19 protein-coding genes and 1 pseudogene are annotated in these 21,292 nt (G+C 70.8%); 10 read left to right on the plus strand and 10 right to left on the minus strand.

Going from position 1 to position 21,292, the window contains the following annotated elements:
- Positions 1 to 29: 29 nt before the first annotated feature.
- The 5 genes from HD597_RS48595 to HD597_RS48615 all read right to left on the minus strand — a co-directional run bounded on the left by HD597_RS48595 (position 30) and on the right by HD597_RS48615 (position 3,828).
- Entirely contained in the window at positions 30 to 1,025 is a 996-nt protein-coding gene (locus HD597_RS48595; protein ID WP_253753803.1) for an NAD-dependent epimerase/dehydratase family protein, read from the minus strand.
- Positions 1,026 to 1,047: 22 nt separating this feature from the next.
- Positions 1,048 to 1,146: a 30S ribosomal protein bS22 gene (locus tag HD597_RS48600; RefSeq protein ID WP_018654693.1), complete on the minus strand. Its 99-nt coding sequence runs from the start codon at positions 1,144 to 1,146 to the stop codon at positions 1,048 to 1,050.
- Positions 1,147 to 1,320: 174 nt separating this feature from the next.
- Entirely contained in the window at positions 1,321 to 1,524 is a 204-nt protein-coding gene (locus HD597_RS48605; RefSeq protein WP_026214222.1) for a helix-turn-helix domain-containing protein, read from the minus strand.
- Between the two features lie 312 nt (positions 1,525 to 1,836).
- Positions 1,837 to 2,619 (minus strand): phosphatase, encoded by a 783-nt coding sequence (locus HD597_RS48610; protein WP_253753804.1) that lies wholly within the window; start codon positions 2,617 to 2,619, stop codon positions 1,837 to 1,839.
- Positions 2,620 to 2,664: 45 nt separating this feature from the next.
- Complete coding sequence (locus HD597_RS48615; RefSeq protein WP_253753806.1) at positions 2,665 to 3,828, minus strand: acetoin utilization protein AcuC; 1,164 nt, start codon at positions 3,826 to 3,828, stop codon at positions 2,665 to 2,667.
- A 139-nt stretch (positions 3,829 to 3,967) separates the two neighbouring features.
- Here HD597_RS48615 and HD597_RS48620 point away from each other — a divergent pair, with 139 nt between their 5' ends.
- The 4 genes from HD597_RS48620 to HD597_RS48635 all read left to right on the plus strand — a co-directional run bounded on the left by HD597_RS48620 (position 3,968) and on the right by HD597_RS48635 (position 7,432).
- Positions 3,968 to 5,074 carry a sensor histidine kinase gene (locus HD597_RS48620; protein WP_253753808.1) on the plus strand — a complete coding sequence of 369 codons (1,107 nt, stop codon included), beginning with the start codon at positions 3,968 to 3,970 and terminating at the stop codon, positions 5,072 to 5,074.
- Positions 5,071 to 5,724 (plus strand): response regulator, encoded by a 654-nt coding sequence (locus HD597_RS48625; RefSeq protein ID WP_253753810.1) that lies wholly within the window; start codon positions 5,071 to 5,073, stop codon positions 5,722 to 5,724. Before HD597_RS48620 ends, HD597_RS48625 begins: the two co-directional genes overlap by 4 nt.
- Positions 5,725 to 5,804: 80 nt before the next feature.
- Positions 5,805 to 6,695, plus strand: a complete 891-nt coding sequence (locus HD597_RS48630) for an ABC transporter ATP-binding protein (RefSeq protein WP_253753812.1) — start codon at positions 5,805 to 5,807, stop codon at positions 6,693 to 6,695.
- Complete coding sequence (locus HD597_RS48635) at positions 6,692 to 7,432, plus strand: ABC transporter permease subunit (protein WP_253753814.1); 741 nt, start codon at positions 6,692 to 6,694, stop codon at positions 7,430 to 7,432. Before HD597_RS48630 ends, HD597_RS48635 begins: the two co-directional genes overlap by 4 nt.
- Positions 7,433 to 7,450: 18 nt before the next feature.
- On the opposite strand, the gene HD597_RS48640 is transcribed toward HD597_RS48635, so the two are convergent.
- From HD597_RS48640 to HD597_RS48660, 5 genes are all read right to left on the minus strand, one after another.
- Positions 7,451 to 8,635, minus strand: a complete 1,185-nt coding sequence (locus HD597_RS48640; protein ID WP_253753816.1) for an ABC transporter permease — start codon at positions 8,633 to 8,635, stop codon at positions 7,451 to 7,453.
- Positions 8,622 to 9,341, minus strand: a complete 720-nt coding sequence (locus tag HD597_RS48645; protein WP_253753818.1) for an ABC transporter ATP-binding protein — start codon at positions 9,339 to 9,341, stop codon at positions 8,622 to 8,624. The genes HD597_RS48640 and HD597_RS48645 overlap by 14 nt, the downstream gene beginning before the upstream one ends.
- Positions 9,338 to 10,696, minus strand: coding sequence for an efflux RND transporter periplasmic adaptor subunit (locus tag HD597_RS48650; RefSeq protein ID WP_253753820.1), 1,359 nt, complete (start codon positions 10,694 to 10,696; stop codon positions 9,338 to 9,340). The genes HD597_RS48645 and HD597_RS48650 overlap by 4 nt, the downstream gene beginning before the upstream one ends.
- A gap of 77 nt (positions 10,697 to 10,773) precedes the next feature.
- Positions 10,774 to 11,568, minus strand: coding sequence for a pyrroline-5-carboxylate reductase (gene proC / locus HD597_RS48655; RefSeq protein ID WP_253753822.1), 795 nt, complete (start codon positions 11,566 to 11,568; stop codon positions 10,774 to 10,776).
- A 71-nt stretch (positions 11,569 to 11,639) separates the two neighbouring features.
- Positions 11,640 to 12,521 (minus strand): proline dehydrogenase family protein, encoded by an 882-nt coding sequence (locus tag HD597_RS48660; RefSeq protein WP_253753824.1) that lies wholly within the window; start codon positions 12,519 to 12,521, stop codon positions 11,640 to 11,642.
- Between the two features lie 62 nt (positions 12,522 to 12,583).
- Here HD597_RS48660 and HD597_RS48665 point away from each other — a divergent pair, with 62 nt between their 5' ends.
- From HD597_RS48665 to HD597_RS48690, 6 genes and pseudogenes are all read left to right on the plus strand, one after another.
- Positions 12,584 to 13,048 (plus strand): hypothetical protein, encoded by a 465-nt coding sequence (locus HD597_RS48665; protein WP_253753826.1) that lies wholly within the window; start codon positions 12,584 to 12,586, stop codon positions 13,046 to 13,048.
- 118 nt (positions 13,049 to 13,166) lie between these two features.
- The gene (locus HD597_RS48670; protein ID WP_253753828.1) at positions 13,167 to 16,955 is read left to right on the plus strand and encodes a LamG-like jellyroll fold domain-containing protein; all 3,789 of its coding nucleotides are present in this window, start codon (positions 13,167 to 13,169) and stop codon (positions 16,953 to 16,955) included.
- Positions 16,956 to 17,275: 320 nt separating this feature from the next.
- A complete protein-coding gene (dnaK, locus tag HD597_RS48675; protein WP_253753830.1) occupies positions 17,276 to 19,150 on the plus strand; it encodes a molecular chaperone DnaK in 1,875 nt (624 codons plus the stop codon).
- Positions 19,150 to 19,743, plus strand: a complete 594-nt coding sequence (gene grpE, locus HD597_RS48680) for a nucleotide exchange factor GrpE (protein ID WP_253753831.1) — start codon at positions 19,150 to 19,152, stop codon at positions 19,741 to 19,743. The genes dnaK and grpE overlap by 1 nt, the downstream gene beginning before the upstream one ends.
- Positions 19,744 to 19,766: 23 nt before the next feature.
- Complete coding sequence (dnaJ, locus tag HD597_RS48685; RefSeq protein WP_253753834.1) at positions 19,767 to 20,951, plus strand: molecular chaperone DnaJ; 1,185 nt, start codon at positions 19,767 to 19,769, stop codon at positions 20,949 to 20,951.
- Between the two features lie 3 nt (positions 20,952 to 20,954).
- Positions 20,955 to 21,278, plus strand: a pseudogene (locus HD597_RS48690) (heat shock protein transcriptional repressor HspR); the annotation flags it as partial.
- Between the last annotated feature and the right edge of the window lie 14 nt (positions 21,279 to 21,292).

Below are 21,292 nucleotides of genomic sequence, written 5' to 3' on the forward strand. Positions count from 1 at the left end.
GTGCACCTCCGGGTCGTTCGCGGGGACGCTCACGCGCGCACACCTCCGAGCGGCCGCAGGCCGCGCGAGCGCAGGAAGTCGTCGAAGGCCGCGCCGGTGGTGAACTTGGGCTTCCAGCCCAGCTCGGCCTCCAGCCGGGCGATGTCGACCGCGCGGCCGTGGCACATCAGGCGGACCTGCTCGGGTGAGTACTCGACCAGCCCGACCCGGCGCACGGCGCCGCCCAGCACCTTGAACGCGGGCGAGGGCAGCGGCAGTTTCGCCCGCCCCGCCCTCCTTGCGCACTGGGACAGGAGCAGCACGCCGGCCCCGGCCACGTTGAACGTGCCGGGGTGATCCTCGGTCGCCATCCGGCGCAGCACCTCGACCGCGTCGTCCTCGTGGACGAACTGCAGCCGCGGGTCGAAGCCGAACACGGTCGGCAGCACCGGCTGGGTGAAGTAACGGGTCAGCGGCGAGTCGACGCCAGGACCCATGAAGTTGGCGAAGCGCAGCAGCGAGACGACCACGTCGGGGCGGCGCCGGGCGAAGCCCCGCACGTAACCCTCGACCTCGGCCGCGTCTTTGGCGTATCCGTGGACGGGGCCGACGTGCGGCTCCAGATCCTCGGTGAACACCGCCGGATCGCGGGGCGACGAGCCGTAGACGGCGGTGGTGGAGCGCACCACCACGCGCCGCACGGTCGCCGACCGCTGGCAGGCACCGAGCAACTGCATGGTGCCGATGACGTTGTGCTCCTTCATGGCCGCCCTGCCGCCGTTTCGCGACGGAGCGCTGACCAGGCTCATGTGCACAACGGTGTCGATGTCCGCGGCCGCGATCACCTGAGCGATGTCGGGGCTGCGCAGATCGACCCGGACGAACTCCGTCCGGCCGAGAGAGATGCCGCCGTCTCGCGTCAGCGAGGGGGGCGGCACGGTGTCCACTCCTATGACGCGGCTGATGTCCGGGTCCGCCGCCAGAGCACTCGCCACCCGGGCGCCGATGTGGCGCGAGACCCCGGTGACAAGCACGGTGTGGGTCATCAGCGCCTCGCAGCTGCGTCGATTACTTCTTGTTGCGCCGCTGGATGCGCGTCTTCTTGAGCAGCTTGCGGTGCTTCTTCTTAGCCATCCGCTTGCGGCGCTTCTTGATGACAGAGCCCACGGGACCCCCAGGTACTGATAGCACGTCTGAACCGGAGTGCGAGCGCACACCGGCTCACAGACTACCGGCGATCCACGGTAGATCGCCCCTCGGGGGGTGAGAGCCCGGCCGCACCAGCGGCGGCCGGGCCTCTCCCGCGAGAGCATTCACGACACGACTCGGCGTGTCGCTACGTCAACCTGCCTCGATGTAGGCCTCCCGCAGATAGTCGTGTACCGCCTGCTCAGGCACCCTGAACGATCGGCCGACTCTGATGGCCGGCAGCTCTCCCGAGTGGACGAGCCGGTACACCGTCATCTTGGACACCCTCATGACCGTCGCCACTTCTGCGACGGTCAGGAACTTCACCTCGCTGAGAGGTCTTTCGCCTGCACCCATCGGACGCCTCTTCCGCACGTGTTTCCGGGTTATCCCCACTGGTGCCATTGCTCACGCACGTGTACTGCCGTCAGCGTAAGTCGGGACTCCGAGTGCGCAAACCCCCTAGTTTCTCAACTGCCGGAGCCACCTGTCAGCCGAACCAACGAAATCGCTGGCCAGCAGCCTGGCCTAGCACCGCACATGGACGTTGGAACTGTCCAAGTTGCCACACATAAGAGTCGCCGGAGCCCCGTCAAAAGTTGGCAAAGGGACAGCGAGCCTCTTGGAATGCAGGCGCGAAAAGACGGTATGGGGATGACCGAATTAGACTCAAAGGGCTTGTGAGACTCCTGTGACCAACCGCTCGGTCAACGGAGCGTAGTAGCGCGGTAGCACGTTGTCGTCGAGTGGCACGACCACGTCAAGCTTGCCTTCCGCCTCACCGACGAAGAGCCCGGGGTCGTTGCAGTCGGCGAACGCCACTGTCGGCACACCCGCCTCTCCGGCCGCTCCCGCCCAGCCGTGGTCGGCGATCACGAGGTCCGGGAGGTCGCCGTTCAGCTTCTGCAGCATGTGCCGCATCGGGGCCGCGTCGTGGGTGTGCACCAGCGCGCCGCGGTCGTCGAGCATGGCGATGTCCTGGAGATAACGGATCCTTCTGGGACGACCGAAACCCGACCCCGCGTACGTCCACCCCTCGGCGGGGGACAGCAGCCGGGCTCCCCTGGCCGCGCAGAGGGCGGCCAGCGGCAGGTGGACGGCCAGCAGGCCGGTGGGGTGCCCGGTGGCGAACAGGATGCGCGGCTCCGGCCGCGCCAGCACCGCGGCGATGCGCTCGGCCATGGCGTCGATCGCGTCGATCGTCAGGTCGGGGTCGATGGTGTCCTGGCCCCAGCGGTGGCCGGGGTCGGAGACCACGCCGGCGGACTTGGCCATCAGGGCGAGGATGTCGCGGTACGACCACGGCTGGTCGAAGGTCAGGCCCAGCGCGTAGTACGGGTCGCCGTTGGCCAGCGAGCTGTAGTGGTCCAGGTTGTTCTCGCGGGGGGTCGCGACATCGCCGGCTATGCGGCTGTATACAAGATGATCTCGGAGTTCGTCGCGGCTCAGCACTGGTTCTTCCTCGTCAGGGCTACGGAGCGAGGCCGTGCGCCTCGGTCAGGGCATCGGATCGAGGCCGTGCAGGGGGAACACCGCGTTTCGGGTCGCCATGACCGCACGGTCAATGGGGTCCGCTGGATCATAACCACCGGACAAGTCTCGAAATTCCGGGTTTCGGCCGTCCGTCATGGTCAGCGGCGGGGTCTCCCCCGTACGCTCCCGTACGAACTGCCGCCAGCCCTCACCCGTCGGCGTCGCCGGATCGACCGGATGACCCGACAACTCGGCGATGAGGTGCGTCCACACCCGCGGCACCACCTGCACCAGCTCGTAACCGCCCCCGCCGGTGGCGATCCACCGGCCGCCCGCCGTCTCGTGGGCCAGGCGGTGCAGCGCGGCGTACGCGGCCCGCTGGCCGTCGACGCTGAGCATGAGGTTGGCCAGGGGGTCGAGCGCGTGGCTGTCGCAGCCGTGCTGCGTCACCAGGATCTCGGGCCGGAACTCGTGCAGCAGCAGCGGCACCACCGCGTGGAAGGCCCGCAACCACCCGGAGTCGCCCGTGCCGGCCGGGAGCGCGACGTTGACGGCCGTGCCCGCGGCCCCGGTCTCCTCGGGGAAGCCCGTGCCGGGGAACAGCGTGCGCGGGCTCTCGTGCAGGCTGATCGTCAGCACCCTCGGGTCGTCGTAGAACACCGCCTGCACGCCGTCGCCGTGGTGCACGTCCACGTCCACGTACGCGACGCGGCCCACGCCCTGCCGCAGCAGCCACGCGATGGCCAGCGCCGGATCGTTGTAGACGCAGAACCCGCTGGCCGCGGCGGGCATGGCGTGGTGCAGCCCGCCCGCGACGTTGACCGCGTGCTCGGCCGCGCCCTCCCACACCGAGCGGGCGGCGGCCAGCGAGGCCCCGGCGATCAGCGCGGACGCCTCGTGCACGCCCGCGAACGCCGGATTGTCGGTCGTGCCGAGCCCCACGGCCAGGTCGGGCCTGCCGGAGACGGACACCCGCTTGACGGCCTCGATGTAGCCGCGGTCGTGCAACATGGCCAGCTCGTCGTCGCTCGCGGGGCCGCAGCCGCTCATCTCGACCTTGTCGAGCACACCGAGCTCGCGGGCGAGCGCCATGGTGAGCTCCACCCGCACGGGGGCGAGTGGATGGCTCGGGCCGAAGTTGTAGGAGGTGAGAGCGTCGTCCCAGATCACCCGTGCCGACCGGCTCATGCCAACCCCTCCGCGTGTCCCTCGCCTTGCGCCGACGTTACCGCAGGGCAGACGCCCGGTTGTAGCCCGGGTTGATCGTCCCCGACAAGGGTGACATTTCCTGAACTAGGGTTTGAGCGTGCCCGCGGCGCGGACCTTCATGAAGATCGTGCGATTCTTCCAGCGTCCCAAGGTCTTCGACCGGACGCTGGTGATCGTGCTCGCCATCCCCTCGGTCCTGGGCGCCGTCGCCGTACTGACCCTGGGCGACAGCCGGCTCGCGCTGGGCAACGTGCACTACCTGCTGACCGTGCTGCCCCTGCTCTGGCGGCGCAACCGGCCGATCACGACCATGGCCCTGGTGGCCGCCGTGGACACGGTGTGCATCCTGACCGGTCTCGTCGACTCCCCCAACGTCGCCACGACCGTCGCCCTCTACAGCCTCAGCCGCTTCACCACCGGCCGCACCACCGTGATCGCCTCGGCGGTGACCTGGCTCTTCTACACCCTCGTGATGGAGCTGGGCACCCCGATCCAGGCCGCCTGGGCGACGGCCCTGTTCATGGTCGCCATACCCGTGGGCCTCGGCCAGCTCGTCCGGCTCAGGGCCGAGCTGAACGAGCGCGGCAGGCGCGAGGTCGCCGACGCCGCCGTGCGCGCCGAGCGGCGGCGCATCGCCAGGGAGCTGCACGACGTGGTCGCGCACCACATCACCGTGATCAACGCGCTGGTCGGCGGCGCGCGCGCCACGCTGCCGGCGGAGCAGGCGGTCACCAGGGAGGCCCTGGAGAGCGCCGAGCAGACCGCCCGCCAGGCGATGTCGGAGATGCGCCGCCTGCTCGACGTGCTGCGGGCCGACGGCAACGAGGGGCCTGACGCCGCCACCGGCGTGGGCGCCGACCGCCTGCCCGCGCTGATCAAGGAGGCCAGGTCCGCGGGCCTGCCGGCCCACCTGACCGTGACGGGGGAGCCCGTCGAGCTGCCCGCCGCCGTGGACCACGCCGTCTACCGGATCGTGCAGGAGGCGCTGACCAACACCCGCAAGCACGCGGCCGGCGCCAGGGCCAGCGTGCGCCTGGCCTACGAGAGCTCTGCCGTGGAGGTCGAGGTGCTCGACGACGGCCTGCCGAAGGACGACGGCGCGCCGGGCTTCGGGCTCGGCGGCATGGCCGAGCGGGTGGCCCTGTGCGGCGGCCAGTTGTCCACCGGGCCCCGGCCGGAAGGCGGCTTCCGCGTGCACGCCCGCTTACCACTGGAGAAGGCATGATCAGTGTCCTGCTGGCCGACGACCACGCGCTCGTCCGTACGGGCTTCAAGCTCATGCTCGACGCGCAGCCCGACCTGAGCGTGGTCGGCGAGGCGGCGGACGGCGAGCAGGCCGTGGAGCTGAGCAGGCGGCTGCGCCCAGACGTGGTGCTGATGGACCTGCACATGCCCGGCATGGACGGCGTGCGCGCGACCGAGCTGATCACCACGGAGCTGCCCGGCGTGCGGGTGCTCGCGCTGAGCACGTTCGACCTGGACGAGAACGTGGTGGCCGCGCTGCGGGCGGGCGCCGACGGGTTCCTGCCCAAGGACGTCTCCCCCGAGGAGCTGATCGAGGGCGTGCGCGTCGTGCACCGGGGCGAGTCGGCCGTCGCGCCGCGCCTGCTGACCCGGCTCATCGGCACGTTCGTGCGCACCTCGCCCCCGCGCACCGCGCCCGCCGAGCTGTCGGGGCTCACGGACCGCGAGCGGGAGATCCTCGTGCTGATCGCCCGCGGCCGGTCGAACGCGGAGATCGCCGCCGGCCTGGCCGTCTCCCCCTCGACCGTGAAGAACCACGTCACGAGCCTGTTCGCCAAGCTCGGCGTCCGGGACCGCGCGCAGGCCGTGATCATCGCCTACGAGGCGGCGCTGGTCCACCCTGGAGAGTAGGACCACGGTCCTACCCCGGCGCCCGGCGAACGGTTCCCTGGCAGGAAGAAAACCGGCGGGCGCGACGGCACTCTCGAATCATGACCGCGATTCGAGCAACGAACCTGAGCAAGCGCTACGGCTCGACCATGGCCGTCGCAGACCTGTCGTTCGACGTCGAGCCGGGTCAGGTGACCGGCTTCCTCGGCCCCAACGGCGCGGGCAAGTCGACCACCATGCGCATGATCCTCGGCCTCGACCACCCGTCCGGCGGGTCCGTGCTCGTGGCCGGGCGCCCCTACGCCGAGCTGCGGCACCCCCTGCGCAAGGTGGGCGCGCTGCTCGACGCCAAGGCCGTGCACGGCGGGCGCAGCGCCCGCAATCACCTGCTCGCCATCGCGCAGAGCAACGGCATCCCGGCCTCCCGCGTGGAGGAGGTGCTGGAGGCCGTCGGGCTGCGCGAGGTGGCCAGGCGGCGGGTCGGCGGCTTCTCGCTGGGCATGTCGCAGCGGCTCGGCATCGCCGCGGCGCTGCTCGGCGACCCCGAGATCCTGCTGTTCGACGAGCCCGTCAACGGGCTCGACCCTGACGGAATCCTGTGGATCCGCACGTTCATGCGCGAGCTGGCCGCCGAGGGGCGGGCGGTGTTCGTCTCCAGCCATCTGATGAGCGAGATGGCGCAGACCGCCGACCACCTGATCGTCATCGGCAGGGGCGCGCTGATCGCCGACACGAGCGTGCAGGAGTTCATCGGCCGCAGCTCCCAGGGGTACGTACGGGTCCGCTCGCCCCGGCTGGCCGAGGTGGCCGAGCTGGTCAAGGTCGGCGAGCTGCACCCCGACCACCTGCGGGTGACCGCGATGAGCACGCTCGAGATCGGCACCCTGACCGCCAGGGCCGGCATCCCGCTGGAGGAGCTGACGTTCGTGCAGCCCTCGCTGGAGGCGGCCTACATGGAGCTGACCAAGGACAGTCTGGAGTTCTCGGCATGATCGACATCCTCAGGTCCGAATGGACGAAGATCCGCTCGGTGCGCTCGACGGTGTGGACGCTGGCCGCCACGTTCGGGTTGATGGTGGGCCTGTCGGCGCTGCTCAGCGCCTCCGTCAAGAGCACCGCCGAGGGGCCCGTCCCCGCCGGTCAGGGGATCGCCGCGAGCCTGCTCGGCATCATGTTCGCGCAGCTCGCCATCGCCACGCTGGGCGTGCTGGTGATCTCCAGCGAGTACCGCACCGGCGGCATCCGCACCTCGCTGCTGAGCGTGCCCAAGCGGATGAACCTGCTCACCGGCAAGCTCCTCGTGTTCGGCGCGACCTCGCTGGTCGTCTCGGCGCTCGCCTCCGCCGCCGCGCTCGGCGTGGGGCTGGCCTTCACCCAGCCGCCGGACCTCGCGGCAGGCGAGGTCGTCCGCGCGCTGGTCGGCTCCTCGCTCTACCTGACCGCCTGCGGCATCTTCGGGCTGGGGCTCGGGACGCTCGTCCGGCACACGCCCGGCGCGATCGTGGCGGCCATCGCGCTCATGCTGGTGCTGCCCCAGGTGGCCAACCAGCTCCCCGGGCAGTGGGGCAAGGTCGTGGCCGAGTACTTCACCACCAACGCCGGCCAGTTGCTCGTCGCCGGGCAGGGCAGCGACTCGCTCACACCGTGGGGCGGGTTCGGCGTCTACCTGGCCTGGATCGCCGTCGCCACGGTCGCGGGCGCGCTCCTCATGCAGCGGCGCGACGCCTGAGCCCGGCGTAGGCAGCGCTCACTCGGCGCGGAGGGCGATCACCGGGTCCAACCGGCCCGCCCTTCGCGCCGGCGCCACGCCGAAGAACACCCCGACCGCCGCCGACACCCCGAACGCCAGCACGATCGACCACCACGTGATCGACGCCGGCACCTCCGTGAGCGCCGCGATGGCCAACGAGCCGCCCACCCCGAGCAGGATGCCGATGAGCCCGCCGATCGTCGTCAGCAGCACCGCCTCGATCAGGAACTGCGCCAGGATGTCGCGCTGCCTGGCCCCCAGCGCCTTGCGCAGCCCGATCTCCCTGGTCCGCTCCCGCACGCTGACCAGCATGATGTTCGACACGCCGACGCCGCCGACCAGCAGCGAGATGCCCGCGATGGCCGCCAGCACGCCGGTGAGCATGCCCAGCACGCTGCCGATCGTGCCGAGCAGCGCGGTCTGCGTGACCGCCGAGAACTGCTCGCCCGGATACCTGTCCCGCAGCGCCGCCGTCACCCGGTCCGACAGCGGGTCGATCTCGTCGGGCCCGGACGCGCCCACCGCCATCCCGTTGATCCGCTCGATCCCGAGCAGCCGCTGCGCGGTCGTCACCGGGACGTGGATCTCCTGGTCGCGGGAGAGCCCGAACGTCTGCCCCACCGTGGCGTACACGCCGACCACCCGGAACCTCGCACCCGCCACCGTCACCTGCCGCCCGATCGGGTCCAGCTCGCCGAACAGCCGGTCGGCCACCTCCGAGCCGAGCACCGCCACCCTGCGCCGGGTGTCCACGTCGGTCCCGCTCAGCGGGCGTCCCTTGGCGACGGGCCGCTCGAAGATGTTGACCAGGTTCTGGTCGGTGCCGATCACCGTGACGAACGCCTCGGTCCTGCCCACGCGCACGGTCTCGCCCGACTGCAGCGACACCGTCACCTTCGACGGGTCGCCCACGACCCGCCGCACGTAGGCCACGTCGGCCAGGCCCAGCTTGCTCTGCGTGGGCGCCGCGCCGAGGCTGATGCGGCCGGGGACGACGAGGATGATGTTCGTGCCGAGGCCGGAGATCTGCTTCTCGATCTCGTCCTTCGCACCGGTGCCGATGGCCACGAGGATCACCACGGCCAGCACGCCGATGATCACGCCCAGCATGGTGAGCACGCTGCGCAGCCGGTTCACGCGCAGCGCCTCCAGCGCCATGGCCAGCGCCTCACCGCTCCTCATCAGCCGCCGCCCCTCCTGGGCCGTCGTCCCGCTCGATCAGGCCGTCCCGTACGTGGATCTGCCGCCTGGCGTGGGCGGCCACCTCGGCCTCGTGCGTGACCAGCACCACCGCCATGCCGCCCTCGGCGTTGAGCCGGTCGAGGATGGCCATCACCTCGGCCCCGCTCGCGGTGTCGAGGTTCCCGGTGGGCTCGTCGGCCAGCAGCACCTCGGGCTCGCCCACCAATGCCCTGGCGATGGCCACGCGCTGCTGCTCACCGCCGGACATCTGCGAGGGCCGGTGGTGCAGGCGGTGCCCGAGCCCCACCGACTCCAGCGCCGCACGGGCCCTGGCCCGCCGCTCGGCCCTGCCCAGCCCCCGGTAGACCAGCGGCAGCGCCACGTTGTCCAGCGCCGTCGTCCTGGCCAGCAGGTGGAAGGACTGGAAGACGAACCCGATCGTCCTGTTCCGCAGCTCGGCCAGCTCCGCGTCGGACAGCCGCGAGATGTCCACCCCGCCCACCCGGAGCACGCCCGAGGACTGGCGGTCGAGGCAGCCGAGCAGGTGCATGAGCGTGGACTTGCCCGACCCCGACGGGCCCACTACGGCCGCGAACTCGCCCTGGCCGATCCGCAGCGTGACACCCCGCAGCGCCTCGACGGCCACGCCGTCGAGCTGGTAGCTGCGGGTCAGCTCGACCGCCTCGATCGCGAGCCCGCCGCTCATGGCAGTGACTGCCCCTGCCGTACGGAGTCCGCTCCCCTGACCACGATCCGCTCGCCTACGGACAGCCCGCTCAGCACCTCCACCACGGCGTCCCCCTGGGCGCCGAGCTTGACCACGCGCCGCTCGGCCACGCCGTTCCTGACCGCCCAGACCACGCTCTCGCGCCCGCTGGAGACGATGGCGGAGGCGGGCGCGGAGACGGCCGACGGCGACTCGCGCACGGTCAGCCGCGCCACCGCGCTCATGCCCGGCTTGGGCGTCGGCGCCTCGGAGCCGTCGTCGAACGCGCCCGCGCCGAGCCTGAGGCGTACGGGATAGCTGACGCCGCCGGTGGTGCCCTCCATGGGCGTGACCCCGATGCCGGTCACCGTGGCCTCGTACGTGGCGCCGGGCACCGCGTCCAGCTCGACCTCCGCCTGCACGCCCTCGCGCACGAGCAGCACGTCGGTCTCGTCCACGTCGGCGTCCAGGGTGAGCTCGGACACGTCGGTCACGGTGACGATCGCGTCGCCCGGCGAGACCGGCACCCCGGCCGCCACCGGAGTGCTCTGAGCGGACCCGCCGGCGGGCAGCGAGGGCAGCTGCTGCCCGCCGCCCCCGCCTGGCAACTGGCCGAGCAGGCTCCCGACGCCGCCGGGCACTCCGCCGCCGCCCGACACCCGGCCGAGCGTGACGACCCCGGCGAACGGCGCCTTGACGGTCAGCGACTTCACCGTCCGCTCGGCCACCTTGACCGCGGCCCTGGCCTGGGACCTGGAGGCGGCCTGCAGCGAGGCCATGGAGCTGGTCAGGCCGCTGGTGACGCCGGTCATGAGGCCGCTGACGGAGCGGTTGAGCTGGGTGGTGATGGAGGCCAGCGCCCTGGTCTGGGCCTGGTGCTGGGTCCTGGCCAGGTCGATGGCGTTCAGGAGCTGCCTGCGGGTCCGCTTGTCCTCGACCTTCCCGGCCTCCTCGCGGGCTCGGGCGAAGTGCCGCGCCACCTTGCGGTCGAAGGCGCGGGTGTCGAGCGACGGCAGGCTCACGGCCGGGGCGCTGAACCGGGCCGGCCTGGCCGTCTCGGACGCCTGGCGGGCCTGGCGGAGCTGGTCCTCGGCCTGCGGCGAGCGGATCCTGGCCACGATCTGCCCCTTGCGGACGCGGTCGCCGTCGCGGACGTGGAGCTTGGCGATCGTGCCCTGGGCGGGCGAGCGCAACGTCGCGGAGGCCCGCGCCCCGATGGTGGCGGGCGCCTCGACGACCTCGGTGACCGGAGCCCTCCGGACGTCGGCGACCTGGACGGTGGCCGGCTCTTCGGAGGTGCAGCCGGTCAGCGCTAAAAGGACGAGCAACGGGGCGGCCCCGTAACGAATCGTCACCCGACCCATCGTGGAGCCCCGCCACCTGCCCGCACAAGCGCCCGCTCGGGCCGGTGCGGGGGTGGCCCGGCCGAAGATCACCCCGACGCGAGCTGGCGGCCCCGGTCGCGGGCGGCCTCGATGGCGGCCAGGAAGGCGGCGCGCACGCTGTGGCGCTCCAGCTCCGCGATGGCGGCGATCGTCGTCCCGCCCGGCGACGTGACGGCCTCGCGCAGGATCACCGGGTGCTCCCCCGAGTCGCGCAGCATCACCGCCGCGCCCACGATCGACTGCGTGACCATGTCGAGCGCGGCGGCCCGCGGCATGCCGAGCAGGATGCCCGCGTCCACCATGGCCTCGACCAGGTAGAAGAAGTAGGCGGGCCCGCTCCCGGACAGCGCCGTCGCGGCGTCCTGCTGCGACTCGGGGATCCGCAGCACCTTGCCGACCGGCTTCAGCAGCCCCTCGGCCAGCTTCAGGTGCTCCTCCCCCGCGTACGCCCCCGCCGAGATCACGCTCATCGCCTCGTCGAACCGGATCGGCGTGTTCGACATGACCCGCACCACCGGCACCTCCACCCCCAGCCGCTGCTCCACGAACGACGTGGTGATGCCCGCCGCCGCGGAGATCACCAGCCGCTCGGCGGGCACGTGGGGGGCGATCTCGGCCAGCAGCGACCCCATGTCCTGCGGCTTGACCGCCAGGATGAGCGTGTCGGCGGCCTTGGCGGCCTCGGAGTTGGACACGGTGCGCACGCCGTACGTCTCGCGCAGCGCCTCCGCGCGCTCGGCCCTGCGCGTGGTCGCCATGATGTCGCCCGGCTTGAACCCGGCGCGCAGCAGCCCGGACAGCAGAGCCTCGCCCATCTTGCCCGTGCCCAGAATCGCGATCATTTCGGCCCCTCGAAGGAAGTAGACGCTGACCTGGCAGCCTAGCGGCTGGGAAAGCGTGGGCCCGGGGCCGGTCAGCCGCGCGACAGCAGCGAGCGGAGGAAGAAGGCCAGATTGCGGGGGCGTTCGGCCAGGCGCCGCATGAGGTAGGCGTACCAGTCGGAGCCGAAGGGCACGTAGACGCGCACCCGCGCGCCCAGCCCGGCCAGGCGGGCCTGCTCCTCGGGCCGCACCCCGTACAACATCTGGTACTCGAAGCCGGTCATGTCCCGCCCGTCGAGCACGGCCAGCGCCGAGGCGATCCGCAGCAGCCGCGGGTCGTGGGTGGCGACCATCGGATAGCCGGTGCCGGCCATCAGCACCTTCAGGCACCGCACGAAGGAGCGGTCGATGTCGGCGGGCCTGGTGTACGCCCCGGGCGCCGTGTACGCCCCCTTGCACAGCCGCACCCGCGCCCCGCCGAGCTTCTCGCAGCGGTCGAGCGAGTCGGGCAGGTACGCCTGCACGACCACCCCCACGTCGGGATGGTCCCTGCGCAGCGCGGCGTGCACGGCGTGCAGCCCCGGGACCGTGTCGTGCTCCTCGGCGTCGAGGGTCACGGTGACGTCCTTGTCCGCCGCGGCCGCGCAGATGGCGGCGGCGTTGGCGGTGGCGAGCCGCTGCGACTGCCGCAGCCCCAGCGCGGTGAGCTTGACCGACACGTCGGAGCCCGGGGGCAGCAGGGCGAGCAGCGAGACGTAGGTGGCGACGGCCGCCTCGGCCTGGGCCGGGTCGTGCACCTCCTCGCCGAGGTGGTCGGCGCTGACCAGGAGCCCGTCGCGGGTCAGCGCGCCGACCACGGCTGCGATGTCGTCGGCGACGTATCGCCTGACCACGTCCGCGGTCAGCGGCGAGGTGGTGACGAGCCGCTCGGCGCGCCGGCTCTTCGAAAGGGCGAGCATGGCCTGTCGGAGCACGCGCACCACACTAGTCACCTGAACCGCCGGGCGCTGTGATCCGTCGTATGGGTATGCGGACAATGACAGCGACTCTCCTGGCCGGATGTCTGGCGCTCGCCACGAGCTGCGGCACGACAGCCCCGCCGGCCGAGCGGGCCTCCACCTCGGCCGCGCAGAAGCCTCCGGCCGTCTCGAACCCGGTCGTGTCGAACCCGGTGACCACGACCCCCGCGGCGAAGGATCCTCAGCCGGTCAAGCCGACGGGCGACGCCATCAACGTCCACAAGATCCGCTGGACCAGGGCCAAGGCGGTCTCGAAGGGCAAGAAGGTCCAGCTCACGTGGTGGTCGGGGGTGGAGCCGTGCACGGTGCTCGACCGGGTCAAGGTGAAGGAGACCGCGAAGAAGGTCACGATCACCCTGTACGAGGGCACGTCGCCCAAGGCGAAGAACATGTCGTGCATCATGATCGCGGTCGAGAAGACGACGACCGTCAAGCTTAAGAAGTCCCTGGGCAAGCGCAAGATCGTGGACGGCGCCAAGTAGCGAAATGTCCACTTACGGACAACCCCAGTGACAAATGATCGATTACTTGCGATACATCGATCAGAGCACCATGGCGTGGGGGCGCCGGGGGTGATGTCACGCTCCAATGGGGGGACCCGTGAGACGGCTGTTACGCTGCCTAGTTTCCGCTGCCCTGATCCTGACCGGCCTCGTCGCGCTGGCGCCCCAGGCGGTCGCCCTGCCCCAGCGCTTCCAGAAGCAGACCGTCTTCAGCGGGCTGACCAGCCCGACGAACGTGGAGTTCGCCGCCGACGGGCGCGTGTTCGTGGCCGAGAAGGGCGGCTACATCAAGGTCTTCGACTCGCTCACGGACACCACGCCCACCGTGTACGCCGACCTGCGCACCCGGGTGCACGACTTCTGGGACCGCGGCCTGCTGGGCCTGGCCCTGCACCCCGGCTTCCCCGCCGACCCGCGGGTCTACGTGCTCTACTCCTACGACGCCGAGCCCGGCGGCGCCGCTCCCCGCTGGGGCCAGGCCAACGACGACTTCGACGAGTGCCCCTCACCTCCCGGGCCCACCGCGGACGGCTGCCGCATCACCGGCCGCCTGTCCGTCATCTCCCCCACGGGCGCCGAGACCCCGCTGATCACCGACTGGTGCCAGCAGTATCCGAGCCACTCGGTCGGCGACCTGCAGTTCGGCCGCGACGGCGCGCTCTACGCCTCGGCCGGTGACGGCGCCAGCTTCCAGTTCCCCGACTACGGCCAGGACAACCTGCCCGGCTCGGACGTGGTGCCGGACAACCCCTGCGGCGACCCGCCGAACGCTGTGGGCACCGCGCTCACCCCGCCCGCGGCCCAGGGCGGGGCGCTGCGGGCCCAGGACGTGCGGACGAACGGCGACCCGGCCGGCCTGGACGGCTCCATCATCCGGATAAATCCGGATACGGGGGCTGCTGCCTCCGGCAACCCGAACGCGGGCAACTCTGACCCCAACGTCGCCAGGATCGTCGCCCACGGCATGCGCAACCCGTTCCGCATCACCCACCGCCCCGGCACGGACGAGATCTGGTCCGGCGAGGTCGGCTGGGGCACCTACGAGGAGATCAACCGGATCACCGACCCGACCGGCGGCGTGGCGAACTTCGGCTGGCCCTGCTACGAGGGCGCGTCCAGGGAGGACGGCTACGACGCGCTCAACCTCACCCTCTGCGAGAACCTCTACTCGGCCGGCGCCTCGGCGCACGCCCAGCCGTTCTACGCGTGGAACCACGGCCAGCGCCTCTACCCCGGCGACACCTGCGCGCCCGGCGGCCAGTCCTCCTCCAGCGGCGTCGCCTTCTACGAGGGCGGCACGTACCCAGAGGCGTACGACGGCGCCCTGTTCTTCTCCGACTACAGCCGCAAGTGCGTCTGGGCGATGACCAAGGGCGCGAACGGCCTGCCCGACCCGGCGACGGTGACCACGTTCGACACCGGCATCGGCACCGTCGAGCTGGAGACCGGCCCGAACGGCGACCTGTTCGCGGTCGACTACGACAACGGCACGATCGTCCGCTACCTCTACGACAACGCGCCGCCCACGGCCGTCATCAGCGCCGCGCCCACGTCGGGCGCCGCCCCGCTGACGGTGAACTTCTCCGGCGCCGGCTCGACGGACGCCGACGGCGACCCCGTCACCTACGCCTGGGACCTCGACGGCGACGGGGAGCTCGACGACTCCACCTCGGCCACGCCGTCGCGCACGTACACGCAGACCGGCTCGTACGTGGTCGCGCTGCGCGTCAGGGACGACAAGGGCGGCCAGGGAGACGCCACGGTCACCATCAACGTGGGCAACACCGCGCCCACGGCGTCGATCACCACGCCGTCGTCCGCCATCACGTGGGCGGTCGGCGACACCATCGGCTTCTCGGGCACCGGCGCGGACCCGGAGGAGGGCTCGATCCCCGGCTCCCGCATGACCTGGACCCTGATCATGCACCACTGCCCCGGCGCCTGCCACGAGCACGAGATCACCAGGTACACCGGCGCGTCCGGCTCCTTCCAGGCCCCCGACCACGAGTACCCGTCGCACCTGGAGCTGCGCCTCACCGTGACGGACCAGCACGGCCTGACCGACACCAAGAGCGTGCTGCTGCAGCCGAAGACCGTGAACCTCACCTTCCGGACCGACCCGCCGGGCCTCCAGCTCGGCTTCAACCAGGAGCAGACGGTGGCGCCGTTCACCCGGACGGTGATCGTGGGCTCCAGCAACTCGATCACGGCGCCGTCGCCGCAGGGTGAGCACGCCTTCGACTCCTGGTCGGACGGCGGCGCGGCGACCCACAACCTGGTGGCGCCGGCCACGGCGACGACGTACACGGCCGCGTACGAGGCCGTGCAGACGCCCCCGGGCCTGGTGGCGGCCTACGGGATGAACGAGAACGCGGGCTCCACGCTCACCGACTCCGCGGGCGCCAACACCGGCACCCTCACCAACACCACCTGGACCGCCACCGGCAAGTACGGCCCCGCCCTGTCCTTCAACGGCACCTCCAGCTGGGTCACCGTCAACGACGCCCCCAACCTCCGCCTCACCACCGGCATGACCCTAGAAGCCTGGGTCAACCCCACCACCGTCAACAGCTGGCGCACCGTCATCATGAAGCAGTACACCGGCGACCTCGCCTACGTCCTGTCCGCCGGAAGCGACAGCAACCGCCCCCACACCGTCATCCACACCACCGGCGAAGTCGGCACCGGCGGCACCGCCTCACTCCCCCTCAACACCTGGACCCACCTCGCCGCCACCTACGACGGCACCACCCTGCGCCTCTACGTCAACGGAGCACTCACCAGCGAACGAGCCGCAGGCGGCCCCATCCGCACCGACAACGGCGTCCTGCGCATCGGCGGCAACAGCCTCTGGGGCGAACACTTCAACGGCCTCATCGACGAAGTCCGCATCTACAACCGCGCACTCAACGCCGTCCAGATCCAGACCGACATGAACACCCCGATCGGCGCGGCGCCGGAGCCCGACACCCAGGCGCCCACCGCCCCCGGCTCCCCCGCCGCCACGGGCGGCCCCGGCAGCGCCCATCTCACCTGGACCGCGGCCACGGACAACGTGGGCGTCGAGGGATACACGGTGCACCGGTCCACGACGCCCGGCTTCACGCCGTCGGGCGCGAACCAGGTGGGCTCGGCGCAGACCACCTCGTTCACCGACGCGGGCATGGCGGCCGGGATGTACCACTACCGGATCCGCGCGTTCGACGCGGCCAGCAACGTGAGCCCGTCCTCGGCCGAGGTCTCGGCCACCGTCACCACGCCTCCGGCGAACCCGGGCCTGGTGGCGGCCTACGGGATGAACGAGAACGCGGGCTCCACGCTCACCGACTCCGCGGGCGCCAACACCGGCACCCTCACCAACACCACCTGGACCGCCACCGGCAAGTACGGCCCCGCCCTGTCCTTCAACGGCACCTCCAGCTGGGTCACCGTCAACGACGCCCCCAACCTCCGCCTCACCACCGGCATGACCCTAGAAGCCTGGGTCAACCCCACCACCGTCAACAGCTGGCGCACCGTCATCATGAAGCAGTACACCGGCGACCTCGCCTACGTCCTGTCCGCCGGAAGCGACAGCAACCGCCCCCACACCGTCATCCACACCACCGGCGAAGTCGGCACCGGCGGCACCGCCTCACTCCCCCTCAACACCTGGACCCACCTCGCCGCCACCTACGACGGCACCACCCTGCGCCTCTACGTCAACGGAGCACTCACCAGCGAACGAGCCGCAGGCGGCCCCATCCGCACCGACAACGGCGTCCTGCGCATCGGCGGCAACAGCCTCTGGGGCGAACACTTCAACGGCCTCATCGACGAAGTCCGCATCTACAACCGCGCACTCAGCACCACCGAGATCCAGACCGACATGAGCACCCCGCTCTGAGAGCCATCCCCGATAGCGGACCCCCGGCGACGCGCCCACCGTTCCGGGGGTCCGCCCTTTTCGCCGGCGCACCGAGCCGCTCGGGGGACGGCCGCGTCCCCGCCTGCGGGCCGGTGAAGCGGGCCGCGATCGGGAGGAACCCCTGACCGCTCGGGTCCGTTACGCGTGTTGTGCAGTGTCACGCCCGTTCTTGCCCTTTCGGCGGGAATGCTTTCGCGCTCATCGAGGTTGAGTCGAGTAGGCTCAAGTCGTTTGACAAAGACGACACGCATCCATAGGTTGAGTCCAACCGACTCAACTTTGACTACAAGGACGTACTCATGGCACGTGCGGTAGGTATCGACCTTGGGACGACCAACTCCGTCGTCTCGATCCTCGAGGGCGGTGAGCCCACCGTCATCGCCAACGCGCAGGGCTCGCGGACCACGCCGTCCGTGGTCGCCTTCGCGAAGAACGGCGAGGTCCTCGTCGGCGAGGTCGCCAAGCGGCAGGCCGTCACCAACGTGGACCGCACGATCCGCTCGGTCAAGCGCGAGATGGGCACCAACTGGTCCCAGGAGATCGACGGCAAGAAGTTCTCGCCGCAGCAGATCAGCGCCTTCGTGCTGCAGAAGCTGAAGCAGGACGCCGAGGCATACCTGGGCGAGAAGATCACCGACGCGGTGGTCACCGTCCCGGCCTACTTCAACGACGCCCAGCGCCAGGCCACCAAGGAGGCCGGCACGGTCGCGGGCCTCAACGTGCTCCGCATCATCAACGAGCCGACCGCGGCGGCCCTCGCCTACGGGCTCGACAAGGAGCAGGACCAGACGATCCTCGTCTTCGACCTCGGCGGCGGCACCTTCGACGTGTCGCTGCTCGACGTCGGCCAGGAGGACGGCCACGGCTTCGTCGAGGTCAAGGCCACCTCCGGTGACAACCACCTCGGTGGCGACGACTGGGACCAGCGCGTCGTGGACGAGCTCGTCAAGCGCTTCCAGAACGCGCACGGCGTCGACCTGGCCAAGGACAAGATGGCGCTCCAGCGTCTGCGCGAGGCGGCCGAGAAGGCCAAGATCGAGCTGTCCAGCCAGTCCGAGACCAACATCAACCTCCCCTACATCACGGCCTCCTCCGAGGGCCCGCTGCACCTCGACGAGAAGCTGACGCGCTCGGAGTTCCAGCGCCTGACGGCCGACCTGCTCGAGCGGACCAAGGGCCCGTTCCACCAGGTCATCAAGGACGCCGGCATCAAGGTCTCCGACATCGCCCACGTGGTGCTCGTCGGCGGCTCGACCCGCATGCCCGCCGTCTCCGAGCTCGTCAAGGAGCTGACCGGCGGCAAGGAGCCCAACAAGGGCGTCAACCCCGACGAGGTCGTGGCCATCGGCGCCGCGCTCCAGGCCGGCGTGCTCAAGGGTGAGGTCAAGGACGTCCTGCTGCTCGACGTGACCCCGCTGTCGCTGGGCATCGAGACCAAGGGCGGCATCTTCACCAAGATCATCGAGCGCAACACGACGATCCCGACCAAGCGCTCCGAGGTCTTCACCACGGCCGAGGACAACCAGCCGTCGGTGCAGATCCAGGTCTACCAGGGCGAGCGCGAGATCGCCTCCTACAACAAGAAGCTGGCCACCTTCGAGCTGACCGGCATCGCGCCGGCCCCGCGCGGCATCCCGCAGATCGAGGTCACCTTCGACATCGACGCCAACGGCATCGTCAACGTCTCCGCCAAGGACCTGGGCACGGGCAAGGAGCAGACGATGACGATCACCGGCGGCTCCGCGCTGCCGAAGGACGACATCGAGCGCATGATGCGCGAGGCGGAGTCGTACGCCGAGGAGGACAAGAAGCGCCGCGAGGAGGCCGAGGTCCGCAACAACGCGGACGGTCTGGCCTACCAGACGGAGAAGTTCCTCCGCGAGAACGACGACAAGGTCCCCGGCGAGATCAAGACCGAGGTCAACGACGCCCTGGCCGAGCTGAAGAAGGCTCTGGAGGGCACCGACACCGACGTCATCCGCACCTCGGCGGAGAAGCTCGCCACGGTCAGCCAGAAGATGGGCTCGGCGATCTACGCCGCGAGCCAGGGCCAGCAGGCCGGCGGCGAGGGCGCCCCGCAGGACGCCACGGCCGGTGAGGGTCAGCAGAAGGCCGACGACGACGTGGTCGAGGCCGAGATCGTCGACGACGACCAGCCGAAGAAGGACCAGTGATGCCGCCGCGCGACAACGGGCACGAGGAGCCGGTGATCCGCGACAACCGCAAGATCGACCCGGAGACGGGTCAGGTCAGGGACTCCGCCGACCAGGCGGCCGAGCAGGCGCCCGAGGCGCAGGCCGGCTACGGCAACGGCGAGCTGGAGGCCCAGCTCGCCGAGCGGACCGCGGACCTGCAGCGCCTCCAGGCCGAGTACGTCAACTACCGCCGGCGGGTCGAGCGCGACCGCGCCGCGGTACGCGAGCAGGCCGTCGCCGGAGCGCTGACGGAGCTCCTGCCCGTGCTCGACGACATCGGCAGGGCCCGCGACCACGGTGAGCTGACGGGCGGCTTCGCGAAGGTGGCGGAGTCGCTGGAGTCGGCACTCACCAAGCTCGGCCTCAGCGCCTTCGGGCAGAAGGGCGAGCCGTTCGACCCGACCGTCCACGAGGCGCTGATGCACAGCTATTCGCCGGACGTGAGCGAGCCGACGGCCGTCGAAGTGTTGCAGCCTGGATACCGGATGGGTGACAGGGTGCTGCGCCCGGCGCGGGTGGCCGTCGCCGAGCCCGAGGACGCCCCTGCCGCGTCCGATGACGACGAAAACTAAGGCATTAGGACGAAGGGCCGTAGATGAGCACCAAGGACTACCTGGAAAAGGACTACTACGCCGTCCTTGGTGTGCCCAAGACCGCCACCGCCGAGGAGATCAAGAAGGCCTACCGGAAGCTGGCCAGGCAGTACCACCCCGACACCAACCAGGGCGACGCCACCAAGGAGACCAAGTTCAAGGAGGTCTCCGAGGCGTACGACGTCCTGTCCGACAGCAAGCGCCGCAAGGAGTACGACGAGGCGCGCACGCTGTTCGGGTCCGGGGTGGGCGGCCAGCGTCCGGGCGGTGGCGGTTTCCCGTTCGACTTCGGTGACCTGTTCGGCGGCACCAGCCAGCAGACCGGGCAGAGCGGCAGCGCGGGTGAGCGGCTCGGCGACCTGTTCGGCGGGCTGTTCAACCGCGGCGGCGGCGCCGGCCGTACGACCGGCGCGACGACCCGCCCGCGGCGTGGCCAGGACGTCGAGTCCGAGGTGACGCTCACGTTCACCGAAGCCGTCGAGGGCACCACCGTGTCACTCAGGCTGACCAGCTCCGCCGCCTGCACCGCGTGCAGCGGCACCGGCGCCAAGGCGGGCACGACCCCCAGGGTCTGCCCCACCTGCGAGGGCACCGGCGCGGCCAGCCGCAACCTCGGCAACTTCGCCTTCTCCGAGCCCTGCCGCGACTGCAAGGGCCGCGGGCTGATCGTGGACGACCCCTGCCCCGTGTGCGAGGGCAGCGGCCGTGCCAAGAGCACCCGCACCATCCAGGCGCGCATTCCCGCGGGGGTGGCCGACGGCCAGCGGGTCAAGCTCAAGGGCAAGGGGGCGCCGGGCGAGAACGGCGGCCCGGCGGGCGACCTCTACATCCAGACGAACGTCAAGCCGCACGCCGTGTTCGGCAGGGCTGGTGACAACCTCACGATCACGGTTCCCGTGACGTTCACGGAGGCCGCGCTGGGGGCCGAGATCAAGGTACCGATCCTCAAGGGCATGCCGGTCACGCTGCGCATTCCCGCGGGCACCCCCAACGGGCGCACGTTCCGCGTGCGCGGCAGGGGAGTCGCCAGGAAGGACGGCACCAAGGGCGACCTGCTCGCCAGCGTCGAGGTGGTCGTGCCGAAGACGCTCGACGACAAGTCGCGTGAGCTGCTCAACGAGTTCAACACCGCGCACACGAGCGAGGACCCGCGCGCAGAGCTCATACAGCGAGCCAGAAGCGAGTAGCCGATGGACGCCAACTACTTCGACCTGTCAGACGACACCCCTGTCTATGTGATCTCGGTGGCCGCGCAGCTCTCCGGGCTCCACCCGCAGACGCTGCGCCAGTACGACCGGCTCGGCCTGGTCAGTCCTGGCCGCACGGCGGGGCGCGGCCGCCTCTACTCCACGAGAGACATCATCCAGCTCCGCGAGGTGCAGCGGCTCTCCCAGGAAGAGGGCATCAACCTCGCGGGGATCAAGCGGATTCTCGAGCTCGAGAACGAAGCCCTGCGGCTGCGCGAGGAGGTTCACCGCCTGCGCGCCGAGATGCGGATGGTCAGAGCCCTGATCCGCTACGAGCTGCC

Source organism: Nonomuraea thailandensis, from assembly GCF_024172165.1.
Lineage (GTDB): Bacteria > Actinomycetota > Actinomycetes > Streptosporangiales > Streptosporangiaceae > Nonomuraea > Nonomuraea thailandensis.

What these genes read in the sequence shown, in the direction of transcription:
- HD597_RS48615 (WP_253753806.1), bottom strand. Translation starts at nt 3,828, where the DNA reads ATGAGCCGGTCGGCACGGGTGATCTGGGACGACGCTCTCACCTCCTAC.
- HD597_RS48635 (WP_253753814.1), top strand. Translation starts at nt 6,692, where the DNA reads ATGATCGACATCCTCAGGTCCGAATGGACGAAGATCCGCTCGGTGCGC.
- grpE (WP_253753831.1), top strand. Translation starts at nt 19,150, where the DNA reads ATGCCGCCGCGCGACAACGGGCACGAGGAGCCGGTGATCCGCGACAAC.
- proC (WP_253753822.1), bottom strand. Translation starts at nt 11,568, where the DNA reads ATGATCGCGATTCTGGGCACGGGCAAGATGGGCGAGGCTCTGCTGTCC.
- HD597_RS48645 (WP_253753818.1), bottom strand. Translation starts at nt 9,341, where the DNA reads ATGAGCGGCGGGCTCGCGATCGAGGCGGTCGAGCTGACCCGCAGCTAC.
- HD597_RS48605 (WP_026214222.1), bottom strand. Translation starts at nt 1,524, where the DNA reads ATGGGTGCAGGCGAAAGACCTCTCAGCGAGGTGAAGTTCCTGACCGTC.
- dnaK (WP_253753830.1), top strand. Translation starts at nt 17,276, where the DNA reads ATGGCACGTGCGGTAGGTATCGACCTTGGGACGACCAACTCCGTCGTC.
- HD597_RS48665 (WP_253753826.1), top strand. Translation starts at nt 12,584, where the DNA reads ATGACAGCGACTCTCCTGGCCGGATGTCTGGCGCTCGCCACGAGCTGC.
- dnaJ (WP_253753834.1), top strand. Translation starts at nt 19,767, where the DNA reads ATGAGCACCAAGGACTACCTGGAAAAGGACTACTACGCCGTCCTTGGT.
- HD597_RS48630 (WP_253753812.1), top strand. Translation starts at nt 5,805, where the DNA reads ATGACCGCGATTCGAGCAACGAACCTGAGCAAGCGCTACGGCTCGACC.
- HD597_RS48625 (WP_253753810.1), top strand. Translation starts at nt 5,071, where the DNA reads ATGATCAGTGTCCTGCTGGCCGACGACCACGCGCTCGTCCGTACGGGC.
- HD597_RS48620 (WP_253753808.1), top strand. Translation starts at nt 3,968, where the DNA reads ATGAAGATCGTGCGATTCTTCCAGCGTCCCAAGGTCTTCGACCGGACG.
- HD597_RS48595 (WP_253753803.1), bottom strand. Translation starts at nt 1,025, where the DNA reads ATGACCCACACCGTGCTTGTCACCGGGGTCTCGCGCCACATCGGCGCC.
- HD597_RS48640 (WP_253753816.1), bottom strand. Translation starts at nt 8,635, where the DNA reads ATGAGGAGCGGTGAGGCGCTGGCCATGGCGCTGGAGGCGCTGCGCGTG.